Origin of the sequence: Mucilaginibacter celer, assembly GCF_003576455.2 — a bacterium.
GTDB classification, from domain to species: domain Bacteria; phylum Bacteroidota; class Bacteroidia; order Sphingobacteriales; family Sphingobacteriaceae; genus Mucilaginibacter; species Mucilaginibacter celer.
Genome location: NZ_CP032869.1, coordinates 2,595,227 through 2,619,307 on the forward strand (window position 1 = coordinate 2,595,227; position 24,081 = coordinate 2,619,307).

Below are 24,081 nucleotides of genomic sequence, written 5' to 3' on the forward strand. Positions count from 1 at the left end.
CGCGTGCTTATTTACTTTTTTCAAACCCGTCCTTGCCGTAATGCATCAACCTGTTTGCCCAGGTAATAAAATATTTAACGTTTGGTGCATCGGTATGGCCGCCATCGTGCTGCCGCCAGGCCAGTTCGCCCTCGAGCAAGCTGGTATTAACCGGGGGTATTTTTTCGGTTTTATAGTTATCTGAAACACCAAGATCTTTCGCTCCAAGCAATTTAAATACCGGTCCGGCTGCCACGGTTGCCATATAACTGCCCTGCTGATCAAGCCATTTGGCATCGCCCTGCTCGGGCACTCCATAACTAATAAATGTGAACCGCGGAGCACAAAGGGCAATCAGTTCATGCGCATCTACCGGCAAATCTTTGGCAGTTTTAGCACCGGATGAGGCTTCCGATGCACCATATTTCATAAAGTTACCGGCCATCCAGTAGTACCCACCGCCCGTAAGGCTTTCAACAGCCTCACCAAAATTACGGCGATGCAGCTTGGCTCCACCCTCGCCCGATGAGCCTATCAGGCCCATGGCAAAACGTTGTTCAAAGGCTAATGTAACCAGTGCTGCTTTACCATAGCGGGATACACCTTCAATACCTACATGCCTGGCATCAACACGCGGCTCTGTTTCGAGATAATCCAAAGCCCGCGCCGCTCCCCACGACCAGGCCCGTAAAGCGCCCCAATCATCCGGCTTACGTGGCTGACCCTTGTTTACCAAACCTATAATCCCCCGGGTAAGCCCCTCAGCATTATCGGCCTGGATAGACGACGGATCAATCAATACATAACCCCAGCCATTAGCTATCAATTGCATAGCAGTTGGCGGATCACTTTTAGCTGCCGGGAAGCCGCCCGGACCGAAGGGCGATTGCTCAGGAATGGGATTATAAGCCGGGTGTTTTTCAAAAATGGTTTTTAATTCGGGATGCTCTTTTACCAGCATTTCTTTCAGCGCTTTGTTGATTTTTTCTACATCGGCGGCAGGGGGCTGAGCAGGTGCGGGCAAAGCACTCCGGCCAAACATCATTAATACGGGCACCGGTCCCTTGGCATTTGCCGGAAGCACCAGCGTCATTTCGATATTTACATTAATGAGCGGATAAGCGGTGTTATCAACGTGGCCGATAAGCTGTTTGGCTATAACCGGGAAAAAGCCAACCCGTTCATTGTCTGTAACATTTACCGTCCAGTTTACTTTAGGTACATTTGCCGGAATGCGGCCATAAACTTCGCGCTCCATATCTTCCACAATTTCGGGGCGGCGCTGGTTCCACCACATTTGTGCGGTGGTTACCTTTTTACCGTTTTTTAATGTAAGCACTTCCGGCAAATCAGGATACGGATTAGCCAGCGCCTCATCATAATTGGCATGGTTAGGAGCCGACTCATCGCCGCTGGGGCCGTTACGTAGTGCCTTAATCCCCAACTGCTTCATCATATTTTGATGATCCTGATCGGCAGTGAAGTTTACGGGTGCCGGGCTTTGGGCCTTTACTGCTATTGCGCAGCTTAATAGAAAAAACAATATTGTATTTTTCATTTCTCCTTGATTTTGGTTTATAGTTTAGATGCTGGCCCGAACAGGCGTTATAAACCACGGCACATCATTAATAGCGATAGCTTTAGCAATTTCATACCGCCCCGAAATTTTTGTTTGATGGTTTACATCACTAAGTAACAAATAAAAAAAGATTTATACAATCGATTGCACAAATCTTTTGCAAATTATAGGTAAAGCTAAAACTCTATCAAATTCGCCAAATGGTATTAATAGATTGGTTTTTAACCCGAGATAGCCAAAAGATAATCAAAGCTTTGAGTCGGGGCGTTTAGATAATGCGTAGTTAAATACGGCTTACCGGCTAAGCGGATTTGCTGCCCGTGTGAGATTCCCTGTAAATTAATGGTTTGATGACTGAAATCAGTATCAGCAGTATCCAACAACAGATAAGCCTCTTCCGAAATGAGGAGATCATTGTTCAGCTCTTTGGTTTTAGCCTGCAGCCTTGCCGCTATATTTACCGGCAAGCCCATCACCGATAAATTACTGGCGCCATCAAGGCCAAACTCGCCAACCAATACCTTACCCGTATGCATCCCCACTCCTATCTCCAGCGGACCGCCATAAAATGGCTCGGCATAAGCCTCGTTAAACATATTGATGGTTTGAAACATGGCTTTGGTGGCCTGGTAAGCATTATTAGCAGCCTCGCGGATGCCGGTTTGCAAACCGAAAACGGCATACAGGTTATCGCCGGCTATTTCAACCACCTTGCCCTGAAAGTTTTTGATGATCTGGTTAAAGGCAGTAAATAAGCGGCGCACCACGTTAATCACTACCTGGCCCGGTTGCGATTCCATCAGCCCGGTAAAATTGCGGATATCAAGGAATAAAATCGCCAACTCTTTTTCTTCGTCGGCAGCGGTATTTATATTGATGGTGCAGGCACCGTTTAATATCAAGTCTAAGTTTTTCATCAGCGTATATTTTATGGTATACTAACTCAGACGCGAAGCTCACGAAAACATTTTAAATAAAATTTAAATTACCTGCTTGTGATAAATGGATGACCTGATTTAGAGTTTGATATGACACTGTAATTTTAGGATGACACAATATGAAAAAATACGGGCATTGCAGGATTGATTAACAACTCCTGTACAATGCCCGTTCATTAAATAAAGAAGGTTTTTATTTGATGACCAATAACCAACCCTTCCCTTTTTCAACCGGAATCCTATCGTTCATTCCGAAAGTTTTGGCAGGTTGAAAGCTTTTAATTTCGGGCGCGGTAATCGTTGCTTTTGCCGGGTCGATACCTAATTTTTTCCAGTCGATGTTTAATTTGAAATCGGTATCGGTGTTTTCCCAACTGGCTATAGCTACCATGGCAGCACCATCTTTTTTGTAAACGGTAGCAATCACTTTTTCCTTGTCGGTTTTTAAAGGGTTATCATCAACCCAATAGCCTATCATTTTAGTGCCTTTGATACCGAAATCGTCCCAGGCTTTCCAGATCGGGCGCGGGTCGGCACCATCGCTCCATGGCATGCGGTTGGTCATGCCGTAAACCATGCCTCGCCATTTGTTGCCACCGCCTTGCAGCATCTCGCCCATTAAACCAAAAGGGATACCGCTCACTTCGGTCAGGAAAAAATCAGGATCATTTTTTTCGTAATCAAAATACTCGCCGAACCAAAGCCTGTTGAGGTACGGAAAATGCTCCATGTACAGGTTTGCACTGTTATCAAAACCATCGCTCTTGTTGTATTGATTGGCAGAGTGTAAGTCGATAATACCGGGATGCCCATCTTTGGTGAGCACACGTTTAATGCGCTTCATGGTAACACGATCAAAGGCAACATCGTCCAGGTAAATACCATCGATGCCTACGTTTTGCGTTAGCCAGTTCATGCCCTCTACGTAGTAATTGTGCCAGCGGTTCATGCCGCTATTAATAATGGCAGCATCTTTAATTTCGGGTACAAACCAGGCAGCTATGTAATCGTCGCCCACGTGTTCCTGCAACCAGCTAAAGCCTCCCCCCTTGCCCGGCGAATAGATTTCGTGGCCTAAACTACGCAGGGCGAAAGTTTCGTAAGCATGATTTGATAACTCGCGGATGGTATTATAGATCTTCACTTTCAATCCCGCCGCGTGTGCCGAATCATCGTAAGCCTTCATTTTTTGCCAGGCGATGAAGGGGTAATTGATAGTTGGGTTAATAGCGGTTGCGTGGTGGATATTGATCAAAGTAGCACCGGCCTGTTTAATGGTATCGATAGGTTTGTAAGCATGATAAAACCTTGTGGCCCACTGAAAATCGGTATTGATAGTATGGAACGGCGTGATAAGCAGCGTAAAATTGTAATATAATTCATCGCCTTTTTTCAGATCGCGCTCCCCGCTATAGTTATTGGCTAATACGGCCTTGCCATCAAAGGTTACTTTAATACCGCCTTTGTTATCATTACCCCATGATGTGGGCAGTAACAAAGGCTTTTGCAGGTAGAAATTGGTATTAAGCGGGCGTACATATTTTTCATCTCTTAGCGAATATTGCAGGCCGCCGTTCACATTACCAATCCATGCGCCGTCCTGATTTTTGTGCGCTACATCCCATTTCCACTCAAAGTTTTCAGGGCGGTAGCCACCTTTCTGGCCCAGGCCCATCATATATTTTGCAAACTCCTTTTTAAAGGGGATATGCATGGTGATATCTTTCAGGCTTACATCCTGCAAGGCTTTAACCTTTACGGTGTAGGCTATAAAACCATCAAACTCTAACGATGCACTTACATTCATCTGCAAGCTATCGTTAGCGCTCGTGGCTGTCCACTGTACGGTTCCTGGTTCTTTTTTGGTGAATTGTATGCCCTGGCTTTTCAGGTTTATTTTGTTGCCTGCCGCATTGATAAAATGAAAGTGGATGCCTTCAGTTAACAGGTTGTTTGGCGCGGTTGCGTACTCCGTCATTTCGGGAGTGAAATAAGTTTGGATCTGTTTCGGAAAGCCGTCCTGGTTCACCTCTACTTTACGGCCTAATAAACTTACGGTGTTGCCGCTTACCTGCAAAGGAGTATAAGGTGCGATAACAGTATTCTGCTGCGCCATGGTAGAGTTTAACCAGCCCAGGCGTGTCATTTTATCAGGTTCGCTTACGCCACCGTCTTTCGATAATTTGTTATTTACGCGGATGGTTAGGGCTATTGTTTTTGCAGGTTTGCCATTAATGCTGATGGTGGCTTTCCCGGTATATGTAGCCATAACTACAGACGCCGGAACATCCACGCCACACCACAAGGCCTGTACTTCGCCCTGTTTTATATTTACGATTTTGGTAAGCGGCCTACCATCGTAAGCTGTACCACCGGTGTTGATACAAAACAGGTTTGCAGCCGGGATAGTTTTTCCGTTTGCCGCTTTCAGTTCGGTGAATTTCACCTGAACATTTTCAATATTTTTCAACGCATATAGGCCTAATTGAAATGCAAAGTTTTCACCACGGGCGGCCTCACCAACATATTTTGCTTGCGGATAAGCTTCTATCCAACGCTGCGGTAAATCCTTTGTCATGCGGATGGAGTTCATCCTGTCTTCCGGGAAGATCAGGAAGGATTCGGTTTTATATTTGCTGATCAGGGTTTCAGTCTCGGCTTTTGTAGCGATCACCTCCATGGGATAAAAGCTATTAAAAGCATCTATCGATTGATATTCTTTTACAGTTGCTGCCGGGATCTGCTTATCGGCAGGCAATGTGTTCAGCCAATCCGCCGAGGCTGTGTTTTCCGGTTTAAGATAGACTCCTTTAGGATAATTTGAGCGGCCTTCGTTTTTGTAAGGCATGTAGTATACAAAATACTCGCCTTTGCCCGATGTAGGCTCGAAATACAGCTCTCCGTTTTCGCGGTTTACGGCACCTATTTTTACATTGGTTATTTTTTGTTTGGTTTTAGCATCTTCAATAATAATCCGCTTGTTTTCTGGGTTATCGTCCCTTCTGCGCCAGTTGATCATCGCTTTAGCTACCTTGCCGGTACCGTTAAAAGTTAATACTACACGGTGATTACCTAACGAATCGGCCAGCCAGCAGTTATCGCAATTGGTATAAGGTACTTTTTGCGCCGATGCGGTAAAGCCGGTTAAAAGGATGGCCGCAGCCAACAATTGTTTTTTCATGAAATAAATTTAGTCAGTACTTTTTATAATCTGGTGATGTGCCTTCTAATTCCCTCCCTCGGGAGGGGTGTGCCGGCGAGTGTAGTGGCAGGGAGGGGTTCCTATACTGTGCTAACGGATATGCATGGTAAAGAAACCCCTCCCTAAACCCTCCCAAGGGAGGGAATCGCACTATCCCCCCCCACTTCTATTTATTGGTTCTTATTCTTATATCGTAGGCGTTATCCCCTTACCTTCCCAGAAATCAATAATAGGCTTATACGGCCCATATTTATGCTGCTGTTCTGTAAAAGGATCTTTAAAAGGCCCTTTATCATAATCTATCGCCTTTTCATCATAGTTAGGATAATCAACCTCTTTTGTGGTTTTGGGCAACGGGCGTTTGTGTTTTTTATCATCGTTAACATAAGCGGCAATATCAAGCGCCTGGGCATCGGTAAGAAAAGGTTTGCCTACCTCCGTTTTATCATAAGGCATATTACCCTTTAGCCATTGTGCAAGCTTGACCACCCGGTGCATGCTCGATCCGGGTCGGTAAGCCAGTAAACCCCATACCGGCGGATATTCGTAAGTTACGTTATCAAAACGCATTTTGCCCTCGCCATTTTTGGCGTGGCAACGCTCGCAGTTTTGGGCGTAGAGCACTTCTCCCCTGTCGGATGATGCGGCTACATCCGGCAGCTCAACTTCAAGGTTTTTGATACCTTTTTTAACTTGCGCTACGTTTGATGAATCGCTCAGGAATTTGAGGTAAGCCATAATTGAGATCATCTCCTTGCCATCCAAAGGTAAGGGTTTACCCAGATTAGGTCGCATTACGCAGTTGTTGATGCGCTCGGCCAGTGATAAGATCCTCCCCTCCCTCGCCCGATACTGCGGGTAATCTTTAAACGAACGCACCAGGTTAAAGGCGTAAGGCCTTGTACCGGCATCGCGGTGGCAATTGGTACAATTCATTTTGTTACCGGTATAATGCCCGTTAATACCCTCCGGGCCAATGTAGTAAGCGGTATGCAACATCAATTCCCTGCCGTAACGCACCGCAGCACCGTATTTGCCCCCCGGAATTTTGGTAGTATCTATCGAGACCAGTTTCTCAGCCGCCGCAGATTCGGCATTGGTTGTCTCCTCTGCGTTGCTGCCGCTGCATGATGTTAGCTGCATCGCGTTAGCAAAAACAAACAACAGCAATAAAAGGGTTATATATTGAAATTTCCTGTTCATCATCATTTATGGTTTTAAATAAGGATTGAGCTGTTCATATTTTATAAAGCCGGCACGGTAGGTTGGTACAGATGTTTCCATCGTCCAGTGTAAACGGCCCTTGTTATCGGCCAGCACTACAATGTGCCTTTTTGAGCAGCAAACCAGTGTGGTGGTATCGTTTATTTGATAGGCGCTGCCCATGCGGCCGTTAAAAATTTCTTTAGGTAGCTGGATATGCATGGCGATGGTTGAACTTTGGTGTTGCTCATCTATCTTCATGGCATATACGCCCGACTGGTGTTTCTCTACTCCGTTATCAAAAAACATGAGGTTACCCTGCGCGTTGATATGCGCGGCATGGGCTTGTGTAAAATTGCAATCGGCAGGCATTTTAATAGTTCCACCTTTGCCAAATTTGTAGATCACCTTGCCGGTTTTTGCGTTGATCTTCCAGATCTGCCCGTTATTGTAAAACGACATCAAGTAGTTTCCATCCCTGTCGTAGCTAAGGCTGTTTGCATGCATCCAGTCTTTTTTTGTTTTCATGATCTTTGGATCTTTCAGCGGATCCATCACATCAAACACACTCCATTTGTAAAGCTGCTTGCCGGTTTTATCCATCACCATAATGCCATCACCATTAACGGTGTCCTGTTTAGCATCGCCAACCGAAGAAAGATCCATTATCCGCTTATCTACATAAATAAAAACCAGCTGGTCTTTATCATTTTTCAATATCTCGTGATGGATGATTTGTTTAAAATCGCCCTGCCCTTTTTTGAGGTGCAGCAGGGTATCGCCCAATAAATTGATCTCCAATATTTCGCTGCCATAACTGGTAGGTTCATCATTACGACCTAAAATAGAGAGCAGGGTTTTATCTTTAGTAAAATTGATCACCTTAAAACCAAGGTCATCTATGGTATGGTACCACCTGATCTGCCCTTTGTTATCAACCAGGTAAGCCACGCCCGGCGCGTAGCGTTTGTTAATGAGCATCAGCCCGTCATTAAACTCGCCCGGTAATGTGGCTTTCGGAGCTACCTTTGCGTTAAACTGTTCCTGCAAAAACAGCGGCAACTGGTGCGATTTAAAATTGTAGGTTTTGCCTACCGTAGTATCTCCGTTGCTAACCGTTACAATATGATATGAGTAAGTAGTATCGGGCAAAATATTAGTTAGCACCAGTTTGTACGATGTGGCCTTGCTGGTATTTACCGAACGGTATTTTTCAGGGTGCTTGCCCTCAATCCAATATTCGGCATACAGATCAACGGGTTTGGTGGTGGTTACATCCAGCCTTATTTTCAGCTCGTTATTGTTGTAAAGCCCCAGGTGTATCTCCTTCACCACATTAATGTCCGAGCATCCGCTCATCATCGTACCCAGCAATCCTATTACTAATATTTTAAACCAATCCTTCATCACTCAATTTGTAATCCGGTTAAATGGTAAAGAATACACGGCGATAGGAAGCCGCGTATTCTTTATCCTATCATTATTTAATGCTTATTGTTGCCTGCCCGCGTTGTTCAGGTTAGGGTTGATATTAACCTGGTTAAGCGGATACGGGAAATATTCATCGCGCGGTAGCTGCACGGTATTGGTTGCGCCAATGCGTTTCAGGTAAGCGTTCACAATTACATCATACTTACCAAAGCGTTTCAGATCGGCCCGGCGTTTGCCTTCATAATAAAGCTCCCAACCACGTTCCTGCAATAAAGCATCGCGGAAGGTTGCCTGTGTAAGGTTTGCTGCTACCAACAGTTTTGCATGCGAGCGGCCTTTTACCTGGTTTACCAGGCCAACAGCCTCAACAGTTGGGCCGCCCAGTTCGTTAAGCGCTTCGGCACGGCTTAGTAATACATCGGCATAGCGTAAAACATCCACGCTGTGGCCGTCATAGTAGGTATTGGCACCGTTCGGGTCGGCATATTTCATAGTAGCTACATCGGGCATGTATAAAACACCGTCCGGAGCGGTTGCACCTAATGATGGCGCTTGTTTGTGGGTTAAACCGTCTACCCCATCGTATTGCGTGAAGAACATTTTTTTACGGTCGTCCTCATCGCCATAGCTATTATAAAAGTCCCAGGTTACGGCGTAATACTGCCACCTGTCGGTTAATACCGGGTGACTTAGCGGGCCGAAGTGGTTCAGCAATTCGGTACCGTTAACGTTGGCATCGCTTAATACTGAGAATATATTTTCAGAGCACCAGGTATTCGATTCTTTAAACAAGCCCTCATAGCTTGGATACAATTGATAGATACCCAAATCTATTACTTGTTTGGTTAAATCGGCAGCTTTTTGCCAGGCGTGTTCACGCAGGTAAATTTTAGCTAACAGGAACATAGCGGCACCTTTGGTAGCACGGCCAACATCATTGGTTGAGTAGATGCTGTTTTTGGTATAATCTGTTGGTAAAACGCTGATGGCATTTTCCAGATCGGTTATCATCAGTGCATCAACATCAGCCACCGGGCTTGGTTTAGTTTGCGCCTTATAATCGGGATTGGCTACATCTTTCTCGGTATTCAGGATCACCGGCCCCCACGAGTCGGTTAAATCAGAATATGCAATGGCACGCAAAAACTTCATCTCGGCCAGAAACTGGTTTTTCTCGGCGGCCGAGATACTGCTCATTGCAGCGATGTTGTAAATAGCATTGTTGGCGTTGGCAATCAGTTTGTAGATCTGACGGTAATCTTCGGCAATTAAACCGTTGGCCGAGTTCCATTGCACTTGCGATAGCTGACCAGGGTCGCCTGCGTAACTACAATGGCCAACATCGGTAGTTAAATCGGTAAGGGCGAAGTGCCTAACCGTCCAATAATCAAAGTTATCGCCAACTGCGGGGCCTTTAAGGCGGGCGTAAACCGAGTTAACTGCCGCGATAGCGTCTGATTTGGTTAAGAAAGCATTTTGACTTGTTAAGCTGCTATATATTTTAGGCTCGAGGTTGGTTTTGTTACACGAAAACTGTGCAAGCACCGCCGCTGCCAATACAAGGATATTATATTTTTTCATTTCGATTTAAATTTTGTTGATCCCTTAATGGATTAATGAATTGATGCCTTGATACCGAAGGTTACGGTTTTAAATGCCGGGAAGGAGTTAAAATCCAAACCGCCGCCCAAAGCGCCCGAGTGTACGTTTACCTCAGGGTCGGTACCTTTATAGCCGGTAATTGTCCACAGGTTTTGTGCTTCGGCATACACTTTTACGCCCTGTAATATTTTCATATTCTGGAACCAGTTTGCCGGGAAATTATAAGCCAGCGTTAATGATTTCAGGCGTACATAAGAGGCGTTTTCAACAAAGCGCGAGTTTACGTAGCTGCCGTAAGTGCTCAGGTAATAACCTTCGCGAGGGATGGAAGTATTTTCATTTTTACCGGCAACAAACCTGTTCAATGCCGCCGCGCCGGTAGTTGATTCCAATACCATGGCGTTCATGTTGTACAGGTAATAATCAAACGCTCCCTGGAAAAAGATACCCAGATCAATGCCTTTGTAATGGAAATCGTTACCGAAACCGGCCATGTAATGCGGGTTTGAATTACCAAGATAAGTACGGTCGGCCGGGGTAATTACGCCGTCGCCGTTAACATCTTTGTATTTCGGGTCGCCGGCTTTTGAGTTTGGTTGAGGGGCGTATTTCTCGCCGGTTTTAACTACGCCTTCGTAAATGTAGCCGTACAATTCGCCCAATTCAATGCCCGGCACAACACGGGTGAACTCCTGGCCAGAAACCGTACCGCTTGGGTTGGCAGTATTGGTGCTGATCACCGTTACACCCGGGCCTAAATCCAAGGCTTTCTGCTTGTTGTAAGCAAAAGTAACGGTGGTATTCCACGACAGATCTTTGTTGCGGATATTGCTGGTATTAACCGAAAGCTCGATACCCCGGTTTTGGATAGCACCGCCGTTAACATATTGATTACTGAAACCCCACTGTTGCCCGATAGGGATCTGGATCAGCAAGTCGGTTGTTTTTTTGGAATAGTAATCAATGCTGGTATTGATACGGCCGTTGGCAAAGCCCATATCCAAACCAATATCCAGCTGGCGGGTGGCTTCCCATTTAAGGTTAGGGTTGGCCAGTGTTTTTGGCTCGATACCGGTTTGTAAGTTACCGGTTTCGTTAAGCACCACACCGTAAGGGCCAAAAGTTGAAAGGTATAAGCTGGCCGGAATGCGGTCGTTACCGGTAATACCGTAGCTTACGCGGGCTTTCAGGTTCGAAAATGTGTTCAGGTCTTTAACAAAATCTTCATCAGTAAGCTTATAAGCTACAGCACCTGCCGGGAAATAACCAGAGCGCTTGTTTGAGCCAAAATTTGAGGAACGGTCATCACGGAAAGAGAATGAAGCCAGTATCTTATCTTTATATGCATAGTTTAACCTGGTGAAATATGAAGTTAAAAATGCTTCGGCTTTCGCACTTCCGTAACCATTGGGTAACGAACCGGCACCAAGGTTGTAATACAGGAAGGCATCGGTAGAAAAACCTTTCGATCCGGCGTTGAGGCTTTCGGTTACGTCTTTTTGGTTTGATGTACCTAATAACACAGTAAAGTCGTGGTCTTTGGCGAGGTTAAACTTATAGGTAAAATAATTCTCCACAATCCACCTAAAAGCCGACGATGATTTCTCGGTAGCCACACCACCTTGTTTAGCGCCTGCTATGGTTGTCGTTGGCAGATATTGTCCCTCGATGGTCTGGCTGTATTCTGTACCGGCTGTAAGGTGATAGGTTAAACCGTTAATCACCTTATAATCCAGACCGATATTGGCATTAACCAATTTGTTGCCGCTGTTATTGGTTGGCTCTAACAAACCGGATAAAGCGTTAGTTTTTGTGCCCTGGGTAACATAATAGTTATAAGTACCATCGGCATTATAAGGGTTTACGTTTGGTGGTGCTGTTAACAAACTGAATAACGGCGCGGTAATATCGCCCGAGTATGATTGTAAAGTTGAATTTGAATTAGCGCCGTAAAAATTAGCACTGATCTTCAGGTTATCGCTCATCGTTTTCTCGGCACCTATCCTGGCGGTGTAACGTTCGTAGCCGGTATGCTGCAACACACCTACTTGTTTAATGTGGTTAGCGGCAACATAGATCTTAGAATTTTGATCGCCCGAACTTAGGCTGATGCTTTGATTCTGTACCGTAGCGTTACGGGTTGCCAGTTTTAGCCAGTTGGTATTAGCCACCTGGAAACTTGACGGATACGGTTGAGGTTTGCCGTCCTCTAAAGCGGTGGCGTTTTGAATATCGGTGTATTGCTGCCCGGTTAATAACTCCGGTTTATAAGTTAGATGCTGCGTACCGCCCGATACATCTACATCCAGCGAAACCTTACCGTTTTTGCCTTTTTTTGTAGTAATCAATACAACACCGTTACCGCCCCTTGCACCATAAATGGCCGTGGCCGATGCATCTTTAAGCACCTGGATATCCTCCACATCGTTAGGATTAACCTGGTTGCCATTATCGCTAATGAAACCATCAACCACATATAAAGGCGATGTTGAGGTGTTGATTGAGTTACCACCCCTCACCGTAATATTAATACCGGCACCCGGCGCGAAGCTTGATTGCTGCACCTGCACACCGGCAGCCTTGCCCTGTATAGCCTGGCCGATATTGGTAGTGGTACCACCCAGTGTTAGGTTATCACTTTTGATGGAGCTGATAGAACCGGTAAGGTCACCCTTTTTTACACTGCCATAGCCTACAACAACTACCTCATTCAGTTTGTTGAGATCTTCCTGTAAAGTAATAGTAAGTTGGGTTGAATTGCCGATAGTTACTTCCTGCGTTTTATAGCCTACATAAGATACAAGCAGCTTGTTGGCGCTCCCTTGTAAAGTAAGCTTAAACTTGCCATTAACATCGGTAGTGGTGGTGTTTTTAACGCCTTGCTGAGTTACTGTAGCCCCAATAACGGGACCGTCTTTATCTTTCACGCTACCGCTGATAACTGTTTGCGCGTTGGCCAGTACCGGCAATAATAAAAGGAGGGTGCAGCATATTAATTTAAAAAGGCTGCTAAACTGCCCTCTTAAATTAATGTGTTTGCCTGCACCCTGTTTTGAGGTTGAGTAAATTTTAATCATACGTGGTGGGTGTTAGTATTAATTAATTGTTAGTTTTTTGTTGTTTTTAGCCCTGTTTTTGAATATTGGAAATTAGAGATACAGGTTTTTTAAAGCAAAAAATCGGGCCTGCAAACACAGCGCAAACGTTTGTTTTGGAGGATTTTAACGTTACGCAAACGTTTGATCTGAGGTAATTTGCGAGCGCGAATTGGGTAATTGAAGTGGTTTTTGGAGGTGATTATGATGGATTGCGTGAGCTTTTGGTTATCGATTTGAGAGAATCGGCGTGTTTTGGGAAGTAGCGGGAAGAAATTGATTACGAGGCGATTATTTCCATATAATCTGCCGCGGGTTTAGCGACAGCCTAACCCGTGGTGTAAAACCGATACTGGTCGAAGTTTAGCGATAGCGTAACTTCGACCAGAAATCGCTATGTAAAGGTTAAGCTGAAAGCTTAACCTTTTATTCCCACGGGTTACGCTATCGCTAAACCCGCGGTATATTATTAAAAAAGCCCGGCTTGCGCCGGGCTCCATATACAAAACTATTAAAACTTGCTGCTTAAAATCCACTATCATCCAAAGCGAAAGTATTCTTCCTCTCCCTCCACTTCCCTTTGGTAAAATCAGGAAACTCCACGCTGGCATTGCCCTTTTTCAATGATTGGGTTGATAGCGGCGTAATCACACTCATGGTAACCGAGTCATAAACATCAATAGGCGTTTGGCGTTTTTGCTTTACCGATTCGATAAAGGCATTAAATACAAACCAGTCCATCCCTCCGTGACCTGCTCCCTCGGCAAACTTTTCGTATTTTTTCCAAAGCGGGTGATCATATTTATCAAACCAGTCTTTTGCCGGATCCCATACGTCATCCTGTTTGGATTGGTGATCTATATAAACACTTTTGTTTACATCCATCCAGAGACCTTTTGTACCCTGCACACGGAAACCTAACGAATACGGGCGTGGTAAATGCGTATCGTGGCTCAATAACACGGTTTCGCCATTGGCACAATTGATCATGGTAGTAGTTACGTCGCCATTTTTATAATTGATCTTGGCATTAGGGTGACCGGGCGATTGCTCCTCTACATAAGCCGCCAAACCACGTGCTTTGCTGCTGAAAGATACCAGGTTGGTGAAACGGTTGCCCGCATTGATGTTGGCGTAGTGCATGCAGGGGCCTGCACCGTGTGTCGGATAAATATCGCCATCCACGTCGATATTGAATTGCGTACGCCATTGTGCTTCGCTTAAGGCTTTGGGGCCAAACTCAACGCCACCGCCGTAATATTGCTTACCGTTATTGAACAACACCTGGCGCAGGTTGTGCTGATAGCCCCCCTCTAAGTGGATCATCTCACCAAATAAATTCTGGCGTACCATGTTCAGGGCAGCCATAACATCGCGGCGGTAACAAACGTTTTCGAGCGTCATGTAGGGCATACCTGTTTTTTCGGAGGTGTTTACAATATCCCAATGGTCTTCTACCGTTAAACCTGCTATTACCTCGCAGCCTACGTATTTACCGGCTTTCATGGCATCAATAGCCTGCGGGTGGTGAAACTGCCATGGGGTGGCAATGATCACGGCATCGATATCCTTATGATCGAGCAGTTTTTTGTAGGCATCCAATCCGCCTGTGTATTCTTTTACCGGGGCGTGGCCTTTTTTGGCAATGTATTCGCGGCAAATTTTCAGGGAGCTTTCCTGCGTATCGCAGATTGCTATGATCTCCACATCATCGCGAAGCAAACCTTCGGCAATATGGCTCATGCCGCGGGCACCTACGCCAATGTAACCTAAACGTACTTTGGCCGGAGCCGAGGCAAACAAACTGCCCGATGGCAAAATACTGAAACCTGCCGCTGCAATGGCGCTGGTTTTTAGAAATTGTCTTCTTTCCATATATTAAATATCGTTGTTTTGGGGCTTATTTATTGGGGAGATTTTTAAAATCGATCAGCGGTTTTTGACCAGTGGCTTTACGATCAAATGGCGTTTTAAGCTGAATGTAGTTATTAAAGAAACCGCCATTTTGCAGGTAGAATTTATTGCCTTCTGTTCCGCCTGCGTAATCCTTGCGGTAATTAGTATTAGCGGTTGCGTCGCCGGTATAAACTGCATTGGTTAATTCCTGCCAGTTGTTATCGCTATCTCCTATCCATTGATTGGTGAAGAACGCCTTACGGATCTGATCGCCATTTTCCGGCTCAAAATTCTCTACAAACGAATACAGATGCGTTAAATAAGTTGCCTTTTGCGGGCGGGTGAAGCTGGCTATTAAAAACCATTTTCCGGCGGTTACATCTTTAAAGTAAGCGGTGTAAGTGGTAGTTTTCTTTGCAAAATCAGGCTCGGCACTTAACAGGAAAGCATAAGCCTGTCCGGCTTTCCATGGGAAACGCATATAACTCTGGCCGCCCGATCCTTCATTACCAAACTCGCCGATATGCACGCCCGCGCCATTTTTAACCAGTTTAATCCGCATGCTATCAGGAATGCTTTTTGGATCTTCGGTATTGAAAGGGCTCCATACCGAAAACAGCACTCTTCGCTCGGTAGCCGAATTTACCTGCATACCGAAGTACCCTTCGCCAAAACCATCGGCCATAAAGTAAGATCCTATTATGTCCCCTCCTTTAGGCACTATAATCTCATTATAAAACCATTTTAGTTTATCTTGTTTATCTTCAGCAACCGGGTACCGCAAATGTACCGATGGCCCCCTCCTGCCAAAATGGAACGAACTACCTTGCGTAACATAGGCTATATCCTTATCCGGATGTTGTAGTGTAACTATCACATCAGATACATCGGCATAAATTTTTCCAGTTTTACTGATGCCTTTTAAGCTGATCTTCACATGGCCGGGCTGGCTTATATGGATGGTTCCAAATTCAACCGTATCAAATGCTTTATTGCTCAGCTTCTTTGTAATCTCACTTTTTCCGGCGGATAACTTTATGGTGCTCGCCCCTTCCTGCACCCTTAGCCGTAAAGCAAGTTTTACATCCTGTGCCTCGCTCAACCTAAAATAGATATTAGCTGTTGATTTAGGATTGCTCCAATTAAAAAGCCCCTCATCGGTAATCGAATCCGGCCGGTTAACCCAGGCATTGCCACCAAGCGGAATAATGTGGCGCAATTTTGACACATCAATACGGGCTTCCTGTGCCATTACCGTATGGGAGCATTTTAAGGCAAAAAATAGGATTATGCAAATTGAAATGGTTTTCTTCATGATCAGCTTATGGGCGGCTATGTTTTTATAAATGTAGTTGCATTAGTTGTTTTAGTAAAGAATAAACCGCTCAATTTCAACGCAAACGTTTGTAATATTGGCATATTTATCCCATATCTTGCCATAATTACCAATTAGCTATCTCACAAAAGCTTAATGATAAGCCACTATTTATCAAAATACTACGGCGGTAAATCTGCCCGGCAATTATAAAGCCGATAATTTAAAGCCTATGTGGCTACCCTTCAAATTCAGCGCAAATGCTACGCAAACGTTTGCAGTAGCTTATCTCACAATAATGGCTTAACTTTAAAAATAAAACAGCGAAACAGGGTATACATGCAGGGAAAACCAACAACAATTAAGGAGATAGCGCAAATTTTAGGTATTTCTGTTTCAACAGTTTCGCGGGCTTTGCATGATCATCCCAGCATTGGCCTCACCACCAGGGCCAAAGTAAAAAAGCTGGCTGCCGAACTTAGTTATGAGCCTAATCAAACCGCCATATTTCTGCAAAAAGGGAAAACACATACCATCGGCGTTATCCTGCCCGAACTTTCGGAAGCCTTCTTCTCCTCGGCCATCAGCGCCATTGAGGATACGGCTTATAAAAAGAATTATACGGTACTGTTGGCGCAATCGCATGATGATGAGGTAAAAGAAAAACAACTGGTTGAGAAAATGAAAAACCACCGGGTTGATGGCCTGCTGGTATCCGTAGGTAAAAACACCTCATCGTACCAGCATTTCGAGAACCTTAAAAAGTATAATATCCCGGTTGTTTATTTCGACAGGATCCCTTCTATCCCTAATATCCACTATGTGGCCTGTAACATGGAGATAGGCACCATAGAGGCTGTTAGCTACCTGCTAAAAAAAGGTCACCGAACCATCGGCATGATCAACGGCCCGCAAACTATGGTAGCTACCGGCGAGCGTAAGGAGGGCTACATTAAAGCAATGACTAAAAACCGGCTGAAATACGATCCGTCACTCATCGTATCCTGCGACCTCACCGAACAGGGCACCCAAAAAGCTTTAGACGAACTGCTTAACAACAAACGCAAGCCAACCGCTATAGTAACTTTTAATGATTATGTGGCGCTTTTCGCAATCAAATACGCGCAAAAACTCAACATTAAAATAAACAACGAGCTGGAGTTTGTAAGCTATGCCAACCTGCCGCTCATTAACTATATGGAAAATATCCCGGCCGCATCGGTTGAGCAGTTCCCTTATTTACAGGGACAAAAGGCTACCGATATTTTAATGGACCTGCTACACCATCAAGGAGCGGCAGGCAATGAACCAAGCGCTTTTTACAAAGTGATCATCGAATCGCAACTGGTAGAGAACAAAAAGTAAACCTGGATAAAAAACAGTCAAACGTTTGCGCATGGCTATCGTTAACCAATTAGCTATGTTTGAAAACAAGTTAACGCCCATACTATGTTTAATGATATCCTTATCAATTTTGGATTGAACGCTTCCGATTACCAGGTGCAGCCTTTCGGCTCGGGCCTTATTAACCATACCTATAAGGTAAGCGGTGTTAACCATTCCTATATTTTACAGCAGATCAATAATTCGGTATTTAAAGATCCCGACGCGATAGATAATAATCTTACTTTAATTAAAGATTATCTGGACAAAAACAGTCCGGATTATTTGTTTGTGGCACCCATAAGGGGTAAAACAGGCAAATCCATCATCCAATCTGCCGATGGTAATTTTTACCGCTTGTTCCCTTTTATTGAAGGATCGCACACGGTTAATTTTTTGCAGGCCGATAAGGAGGCTTTTAACGCCGCCCTGCAATTTGGCAGATTTACCCGCCTGCTCAATAATTTTGATATCAGTAAATTAAGCTATACCCTCCCCGATTTTCACAACCTGAAACTCCGCTTCGAACAGTTTAAACAAGCAGCTACCGATACCGCTACCGATAAACTGGAAGAAGCCTCGGCCGAAATACGGGAAGCCTATAATAATGCCAACATTGCCCATACCTATACTCAAATAGTGCAAAACAGTGAGATCCCGCTACGCGTGATCCATCACGATACCAAAATCAATAACGTATTGTTTGATGATAAGCACAATGCCCTTTGCCTGGTTGACCTGGATACTGTAATGCCCGGCTACTACCTGAGCGATGTAGGCGACATGATGCGCACCTACCTATCGGCAGCTAACGAAGAAGAGAAAGAGTTTGACAAGATTACCATAAGGCAGGAATTTTTTAAAGCGATATACGCCGGCTACATGGCCGAAATGGGCGGCATACTCACCGAAGCAGAAAAGCAATTGTTTATTTTTTCGGGCGAGATGATGATCTACATGCAAGGCCTACGCTTTTTAACCGATTTTTTAAATAACGACATTTATTACGGCGCTCGATACAAAGGGCACAATCTGGTGCGTGCCAAAAACCAATTCAGGTTATTGAGTGAATATCAGAAAGCGATCCCGGATTTTTGCTTACTTATTGCCCGGGTAGACAAAGAGTTGTTGAATCCCGCGGAATAAAACCGGGCTGCAATTCGCATACGATACAATTACGGAGCTATTAATTGTTTATATTTGACTTACCTAAACTGTAATTTACAAGCTGCAGGCGGTATGGACGTAAATACATATAACAAAAATATCCCGTTCGAAATTCATATCACTGTTGATACGTTCGCACTTCAACAACAACAATTCTTTATTAATCTGTGTCTGGCAAATAACAGCAAGCCTTTGTTTATTCAGCTTTCGAAGGGAGATCATGTTTACCAACCAATGCTTGGTACAGTCATTATGACCAACGATATTACGGCCGCCTTATGGTTAGCGAATATGCTTTCGGATAAACTCGCAGCAAATAATTTTATGGCCAAACGGTTAAAAATAGAAATACCTGCCGAATATGCCGGTACGTTGCTACTCGAATCCGATTTCCGAAAATACTTTGAATGGCATGCCAAGGTGAACTATGTAAATGTTGACAGATTGATGCAAATCTGCGCTGTGCACCGTGCTCACCTATCCTCAAACTCGCTTAAAAACGAAGATGATTTACGCTTTATAACATTGCGGGAGTTTGGAACGAGGCAACAATTTGAAAACCGGGTGCAGGATATTATAAATACCCTCCTTCACGAAGGATGGAATATTATAAAACAGGAATCGGAATATTGTATTTACGATAATAATGTTTTTCTGGATAACGGCTGGTTGCCTCAATAATTTAGCATAATGCGAAACGCAGAGAATCAAAAACTTGAAATGATAGCCTATGAGGCTTTTCTAAGAAGAGCTTCGATAATAAACATGCCTTTTATGTTGAAGGGGAGTTACGTTACACGCCAATATTTACCCGATGGCGTTGAAAGATTTCCTGCCGATATGGATTGGGTTTATATGCTCCATCTGCAAAAAGAGAAAGAAGCCGAGCGTATTTTTAGTGATTGGGTTACCAACATAACAGAGCTTAAAATAGATGATGGCATTACTTTCAGAAGTTTTACGGAAGATAGGTTTTGGCGTTTGATGGATTACGCGATGGCCGATGATTTCCCAACCGTTAATACAGATATAGTATGCACTGTACATGGTTTTGAAATCGGTTTAAGAGTAGACATTTCCTTTAACCTTCCAATTGAACAGCAACCGGCAACTTTAACATATCAACCTATTGAGGGAGAAGCCTTTGTAGTTCCGTTTACCGTTCCACTTAGTTTGCAGGTTTCCTGGAAAATTCACCAAACATTGGTAAGGGAACGTTTTAAAGATCTTTTCGATCTTACATACCTTGTTAATCACCCCGCCTTTAACAGCGAGGTTCGCACGCAAACGTTAATTGCACTTGTAAATGAATGCAAAACAGATAATGTACATCACGAAAAACTAATTTCTTTTTTTAATTATGAATTTGAAAAGCTGTATCCATTTGTTTCGATAAAGGCTGATTGGGATTTCTGGCGACACGGCATTGAAACAACAAACAAGATTAAGTTTTCCGCGTGGGATGAAATGGCGGAAAATATTACCAATACTGATTTTATCCCTGCGCAACTCCCCGATTTTTTTCAAAATTTAAAAGGTAGTATGGAGACAGCCGGGTTAACTCCTGCTTTACTTAATCAACCGCCGATAAGTGATTATATTTCAAGATCGCAATCACTTGCAGCCATCAGCCGCGAACTAAATAAAACTAACTACGATACCCGGACCACTTCATTTTCAGCACATCAAAAAACAAACGCAAACAATAAATCTGCTTTAAAAAGATTAATTACCTGGCTATTTAAAAACGAGTAATTACGTTTCGGCGTTGAGAAAATTCATCATCGAAGATTTTTATTTGTACCTGAACTGCCAATACATGATATTCGACCTAAAACAGTAACGCCACAGTGATCAGGATAAAAAGCTACAGGGACGATAATTCGGATAACCACAACATCATCATCAAAGGCATTGCCATTGACGAGTTTACCGACCCCCTGATAGCCCAACATGCAGCTGTCAGTATTTATTTTGATAAGGAAAGCTACCGCCAAATTCTGCCGAAACACATTGAAGTTGACCATGGAGCTTTCACCAATCAAGCCGCCACAATAGCTTTTCCGGAAGTTATTGTTACCCGCCAACCGGAGCAACTTTCGCTTTCGTGTGCCTGCAGCGCCCCAAATGATAAGCTATGTGAGCACCAGGCCCAGGTGTTATCTGCCATTATCCAGCGCGATGAGCTGCGCGTTTTTTTCGATGAAAAACTCAGGCATCAAAAAATCAGGAAAGTAGCGAAAGATTACGGTCTTGAAAATGAAGCTAATCCCGACGAGCATTTTGAAGTAAAGTATCAGCATAAAAATATCGAAATAACACCCCGCTCGGCTGCTTTAACCATGGTAACTAAAGAGAGCCTCGATGCCCTGCAAGCGGTAATTATTAAGGATAAGCCCGAACCGCCTGAACAACCCGGCGATGCTGAAGATAAAACCGTTTGCATCGTACTTAAACAGCATAAATACTATAAATACCTGTTTATTGAGCTTTACAGCGCGCAAACTACAAAGGATGGTAAAATCAAAAATCCGCTAAGCCCTATTGCACCCTTGGATATGGTTTGGGATACGGAAGAAGCCGCCAAACTGAAGTTTTTTACGGGCGTAAACAAATTTCAAAACCACATCAACCAGCAACGGACAACGGCGGATATTTCGGCATTAAAAGCTATAGTTAAAAACCCTTTAAACTATAGTTTTTACGCGCACGATAGCAATATATCTGATAATGTTACCGCAGGTTCGGTAAGCCCCGTTAAAGTAAAAGCATTACAAAGCGACATTAACCTGAAGGTGAATACCTGGGGCGATTTTTATGAAATAAACGGCGTATTTAATATTGATGGTTTGCTTTATGATGTTAAAGATATTGAAGTAAAATTCAGCTATTTTATTGCCGTTGGCGACAGCCTGTATTTTATTGACAACCTGCAGGTGCTAAACCTTGTTGAACTGTTAAAGAAAAAACAAGGCAGCCTGCAGGTACACAAAAGCAAATACGCCGATGTAAAATCGCAACTGCTCAACAAACTGGAAAGCAAGCTGAGCATCGATTATGTGTATATAAAACCTGCAACGCCCGCACAGATAAAAGACGAAGGTTTTGACCAACCGGCGGAAAAGATCATCTACCTATCGGATTTTGGCGCACACGTGATGATCATCCCGGTAATGCGCTACGGAGAAGCCGAAATCCCCATCCGCACTAAAAAACAGATTTACGGTACCGACGAAAAGGGCAACCAGTTTATGGTAAAACGCCGCGATGATGAGGAGATAGCTTTCACCGCCCTGCTCATGAAGCAGCACCCCTATTTTGACGAACAGGTAGATAACGACCTCGAATATTTTTACCTGCACAAAAGGCATTTTTTGGATGAGGATTGGTTTCCGGATGTATTTGCCCAATGGCGCGACCACCAGATTGAGATACTGGGCTTTAACGAACTGGAAGGCAACAAACTCAACGCCAACAAAGTAACCATCCATATTAAAGTACTAAGCGGCATCAACTGGTTTAATACGGTTATCGATGTAAAATTTGGCAAAAAGCGGGCAAGCCTGAAACAGGTTCACCAGGCGGTTAAAAACAAGAACAAATACGTTAAGCTTGACGATGGCACCCAGGGGATTTTACCTGCGGAATGGATAGAGAAATTTACCGATTATTTTAACTCGGGCGAGATTGGTGATGATGACACCCTCCATACATCCAAAAGCAACTACAGCGCTATTCAGCAATTTTATGATGAAGAGATGCTGGATGATGAAGTGCGTAACGAGATCAACATCTACCATAAAAAGCTAAGCGATACCCATCAAATAGCCGAAGTGGCTGTACCTGGTACTTTGAATGGCATACTTAGGCCTTACCAGCAGCAGGGCCTGAATTGGCTTAACTATTTGGATGACCTTAACTTTGGCGGTTGCCTGGCCGATGATATGGGTTTGGGTAAATCCATCCAGGTTATAGCGTTTATATTATTGCAAAGGGCAAAAGTTAAAAACAACACCAACCTTTTTGTGGTGCCTACCTCCCTCCTGTTTAACTGGCAACAGGAAATTAAAAAATTTGCGCCATCAATCACCGTGCATACTATTTACGGGGCTGAGCGGGCCAGGCATGCGGATGATCTGCACAAATACGAAGTTGTGCTAACCTCATACGGCACTTTGCTTTCGGATATTAATTTTTTGAAAAATTTCCATTTCAATTATGTTTTTTTGGATGAATCGCAGAATATTAAAAATCCCGAGTCGCAGCGTTATAAAGCCGCGCGGCTATTAAAATCGCGTAACAAGATCACCATAACGGGCACACCGATAGAGAATAATACTTTTGATTTGTACGGGCAGTTATCGTTTGCCTGTCCCGGTTTATTGGGCAGCAAACAGTATTTTAAGGATATTTATGCTGTGCCTATCGATAAGTTTAAAGGCAGCAAGCGGGCACTCGAGTTACAAAACAAGGTAAAACCCTTCATCCTTCGCCGCACCAAACAACAGGTAGCCAAAGATTTGCCCGAAAAAACCGAAATGGTATTATACTGCGAAATGCAGCAGGAACAGCGCCATATTTACGATTCGTACGAGAAGGAGTTCAGGGAATACATCTCGGCCACCACTAACGAGGTGCTGAAAAAAACTCCGATGAATGTATTGAAAGGTTTAGGCAAATTAAGGCAGATCTGCGATTCGCCGATGTTATTGAAGGGGGAGAAAATGCCCGGCGAAGCATCAGCCAAGATCAATACCCTGATGGAGGAAATTGAAGGCAAAATGCACCAGCACAAGATCCTGGTGTTCTCGCAATTTGTATCAATGCTTGACCTGATCAGGAATGAGCTGAAAGACCGCAATATTCGTTATTCTTATCTCACGGGCCAAACCCGCAAACGCGAAGCCGCGGTAAACGAGTTTCAAAATGACCCGGAAATTCGCGTTTTCCTGATCAGCCTCAAAGCCGGCGGCACAGGTTTAAACCTAACCGAAGCCGATTATGTATACCTGGTAGATCCATGGTGGAATCCCGCCGTAGAAAACCAGGCCATTGATCGTTGCCACCGCATAGGGCAGGATAAAAATATTGTGGCCGTGAGATTGATCTGCCCCGGCACGGTAGAAGAAAAGATCATGCTCATGCAGCAAACCAAAAAAGACCTGGCCGATAACCTCATCAGGCCGGATAGTTCGGTTGTGGCTTCGTTATCGAAAGATGAGCTGTTGGATTTATTGAATTAAAAAAGTATCATAATTGCTGATAGTCCCGCAGGTATCAGAGAATAAATA

At 44.2% G+C, this 24,081-nt stretch carries 14 protein-coding genes; 5 read left to right on the forward strand and 9 right to left on the reverse strand.

All coding sequences use genetic code 11. From position 1 onward, the window contains the following. Positions 1-7 precede the first annotated feature (7 nt). From HYN43_RS10270 to HYN43_RS10310, 9 genes are all read right to left on the reverse strand, one after another. Complete coding sequence (locus tag HYN43_RS10270; protein WP_119411608.1) at positions 8-1,537, reverse strand: alpha/beta hydrolase family protein; 1,530 nt, start codon at positions 1,535-1,537, stop codon at positions 8-10. Between the two features lie 242 nt (positions 1,538-1,779). Then, on the reverse strand, positions 1,780-2,475 hold the full coding sequence (locus HYN43_RS10275) for an adenylate/guanylate cyclase domain-containing protein (RefSeq protein ID WP_119411609.1): 696 nt from the start codon (positions 2,473-2,475) through the stop codon (positions 1,780-1,782). Positions 2,476-2,689: 214 nt separating this feature from the next. Beyond that, positions 2,690-5,677 carry a glycoside hydrolase domain-containing protein gene (locus HYN43_RS10280; protein ID WP_119411610.1) on the reverse strand — a complete coding sequence of 996 codons (2,988 nt, stop codon included), beginning with the start codon at positions 5,675-5,677 and terminating at the stop codon, positions 2,690-2,692. Positions 5,678-5,884: 207 nt separating this feature from the next. Further along, positions 5,885-6,907 (reverse strand): c-type cytochrome, encoded by a 1,023-nt coding sequence (locus HYN43_RS10285; RefSeq protein ID WP_205589912.1) that lies wholly within the window; start codon positions 6,905-6,907, stop codon positions 5,885-5,887. Continuing rightward, complete coding sequence (locus tag HYN43_RS10290) at positions 6,908-8,308, reverse strand: aryl-sulfate sulfotransferase (protein WP_119411611.1); 1,401 nt, start codon at positions 8,306-8,308, stop codon at positions 6,908-6,910. An 84-nt stretch (positions 8,309-8,392) separates the two neighbouring features. Beyond that, positions 8,393-9,913 (reverse strand): RagB/SusD family nutrient uptake outer membrane protein, encoded by a 1,521-nt coding sequence (locus HYN43_RS10295; RefSeq protein ID WP_119411612.1) that lies wholly within the window; start codon positions 9,911-9,913, stop codon positions 8,393-8,395. Positions 9,914-9,945: 32 nt separating this feature from the next. Next, a complete protein-coding gene (locus HYN43_RS10300) occupies positions 9,946-13,011 on the reverse strand; it encodes a SusC/RagA family TonB-linked outer membrane protein (protein ID WP_119411613.1) in 3,066 nt (1,021 codons plus the stop codon). 543 nt (positions 13,012-13,554) lie between these two features. Next, complete coding sequence (locus HYN43_RS10305; RefSeq protein WP_119411614.1) at positions 13,555-14,904, reverse strand: Gfo/Idh/MocA family protein; 1,350 nt, start codon at positions 14,902-14,904, stop codon at positions 13,555-13,557. Positions 14,905-14,929: 25 nt separating this feature from the next. Beyond that, on the reverse strand, positions 14,930-16,177 hold the full coding sequence (locus tag HYN43_RS10310; protein ID WP_162996405.1) for a DUF3472 domain-containing protein: 1,248 nt from the start codon (positions 16,175-16,177) through the stop codon (positions 14,930-14,932). A gap of 402 nt (positions 16,178-16,579) precedes the next feature. Here HYN43_RS10310 and HYN43_RS10315 point away from each other — a divergent pair, with 402 nt between their 5' ends. From HYN43_RS10315 to HYN43_RS10335, 5 genes are all read left to right on the forward strand, one after another. After that, positions 16,580-17,605, forward strand: coding sequence for a LacI family DNA-binding transcriptional regulator (locus HYN43_RS10315; protein ID WP_119411616.1), 1,026 nt, complete (start codon positions 16,580-16,582; stop codon positions 17,603-17,605). An 84-nt stretch (positions 17,606-17,689) separates the two neighbouring features. Beyond that, positions 17,690-18,769, forward strand: coding sequence for a phosphotransferase enzyme family protein (locus tag HYN43_RS10320; protein ID WP_119411617.1), 1,080 nt, complete (start codon positions 17,690-17,692; stop codon positions 18,767-18,769). A gap of 93 nt (positions 18,770-18,862) precedes the next feature. After that, entirely contained in the window at positions 18,863-19,471 is a 609-nt protein-coding gene (locus tag HYN43_RS10325) for a hypothetical protein (protein ID WP_119411618.1), read from the forward strand. 9 nt (positions 19,472-19,480) lie between these two features. Then, positions 19,481-20,545 carry a nucleotidyl transferase AbiEii/AbiGii toxin family protein gene (locus HYN43_RS10330; RefSeq protein ID WP_162996406.1) on the forward strand — a complete coding sequence of 355 codons (1,065 nt, stop codon included), beginning with the start codon at positions 19,481-19,483 and terminating at the stop codon, positions 20,543-20,545. A 95-nt stretch (positions 20,546-20,640) separates the two neighbouring features. Beyond that, complete coding sequence (locus HYN43_RS10335) at positions 20,641-24,033, forward strand: DEAD/DEAH box helicase (protein WP_245447234.1); 3,393 nt, start codon at positions 20,641-20,643, stop codon at positions 24,031-24,033. Positions 24,034-24,081 lie beyond the last annotated feature (48 nt).

What these genes read in the sequence shown, in the direction of transcription:
- HYN43_RS10325 (WP_119411618.1), top strand. Translation starts at nt 18,863, where the DNA reads ATGGACGTAAATACATATAACAAAAATATCCCGTTCGAAATTCATATC.
- HYN43_RS10285 (WP_205589912.1), bottom strand. Translation starts at nt 6,907, where the DNA reads ATGATGATGAACAGGAAATTTCAATATATAACCCTTTTATTGCTGTTG.
- HYN43_RS10315 (WP_119411616.1), top strand. Translation starts at nt 16,580, where the DNA reads ATGCAGGGAAAACCAACAACAATTAAGGAGATAGCGCAAATTTTAGGT.
- HYN43_RS10320 (WP_119411617.1), top strand. Translation starts at nt 17,690, where the DNA reads ATGTTTAATGATATCCTTATCAATTTTGGATTGAACGCTTCCGATTAC.
- HYN43_RS10270 (WP_119411608.1), bottom strand. Translation starts at nt 1,537, where the DNA reads ATGAAAAATACAATATTGTTTTTTCTATTAAGCTGCGCAATAGCAGTA.
- HYN43_RS10300 (WP_119411613.1), bottom strand. Translation starts at nt 13,011, where the DNA reads ATGATTAAAATTTACTCAACCTCAAAACAGGGTGCAGGCAAACACATT.
- HYN43_RS10295 (WP_119411612.1), bottom strand. Translation starts at nt 9,913, where the DNA reads ATGAAAAAATATAATATCCTTGTATTGGCAGCGGCGGTGCTTGCACAG.
- HYN43_RS10280 (WP_119411610.1), bottom strand. Translation starts at nt 5,677, where the DNA reads ATGAAAAAACAATTGTTGGCTGCGGCCATCCTTTTAACCGGCTTTACC.
- HYN43_RS10330 (WP_162996406.1), top strand. Translation starts at nt 19,481, where the DNA reads ATGCGAAACGCAGAGAATCAAAAACTTGAAATGATAGCCTATGAGGCT.
- HYN43_RS10275 (WP_119411609.1), bottom strand. Translation starts at nt 2,475, where the DNA reads ATGAAAAACTTAGACTTGATATTAAACGGTGCCTGCACCATCAATATA.
- HYN43_RS10310 (WP_162996405.1), bottom strand. Translation starts at nt 16,177, where the DNA reads ATGGCACAGGAAGCCCGTATTGATGTGTCAAAATTGCGCCACATTATT.
- HYN43_RS10305 (WP_119411614.1), bottom strand. Translation starts at nt 14,904, where the DNA reads ATGGAAAGAAGACAATTTCTAAAAACCAGCGCCATTGCAGCGGCAGGT.
- HYN43_RS10290 (WP_119411611.1), bottom strand. Translation starts at nt 8,308, where the DNA reads ATGAAGGATTGGTTTAAAATATTAGTAATAGGATTGCTGGGTACGATG.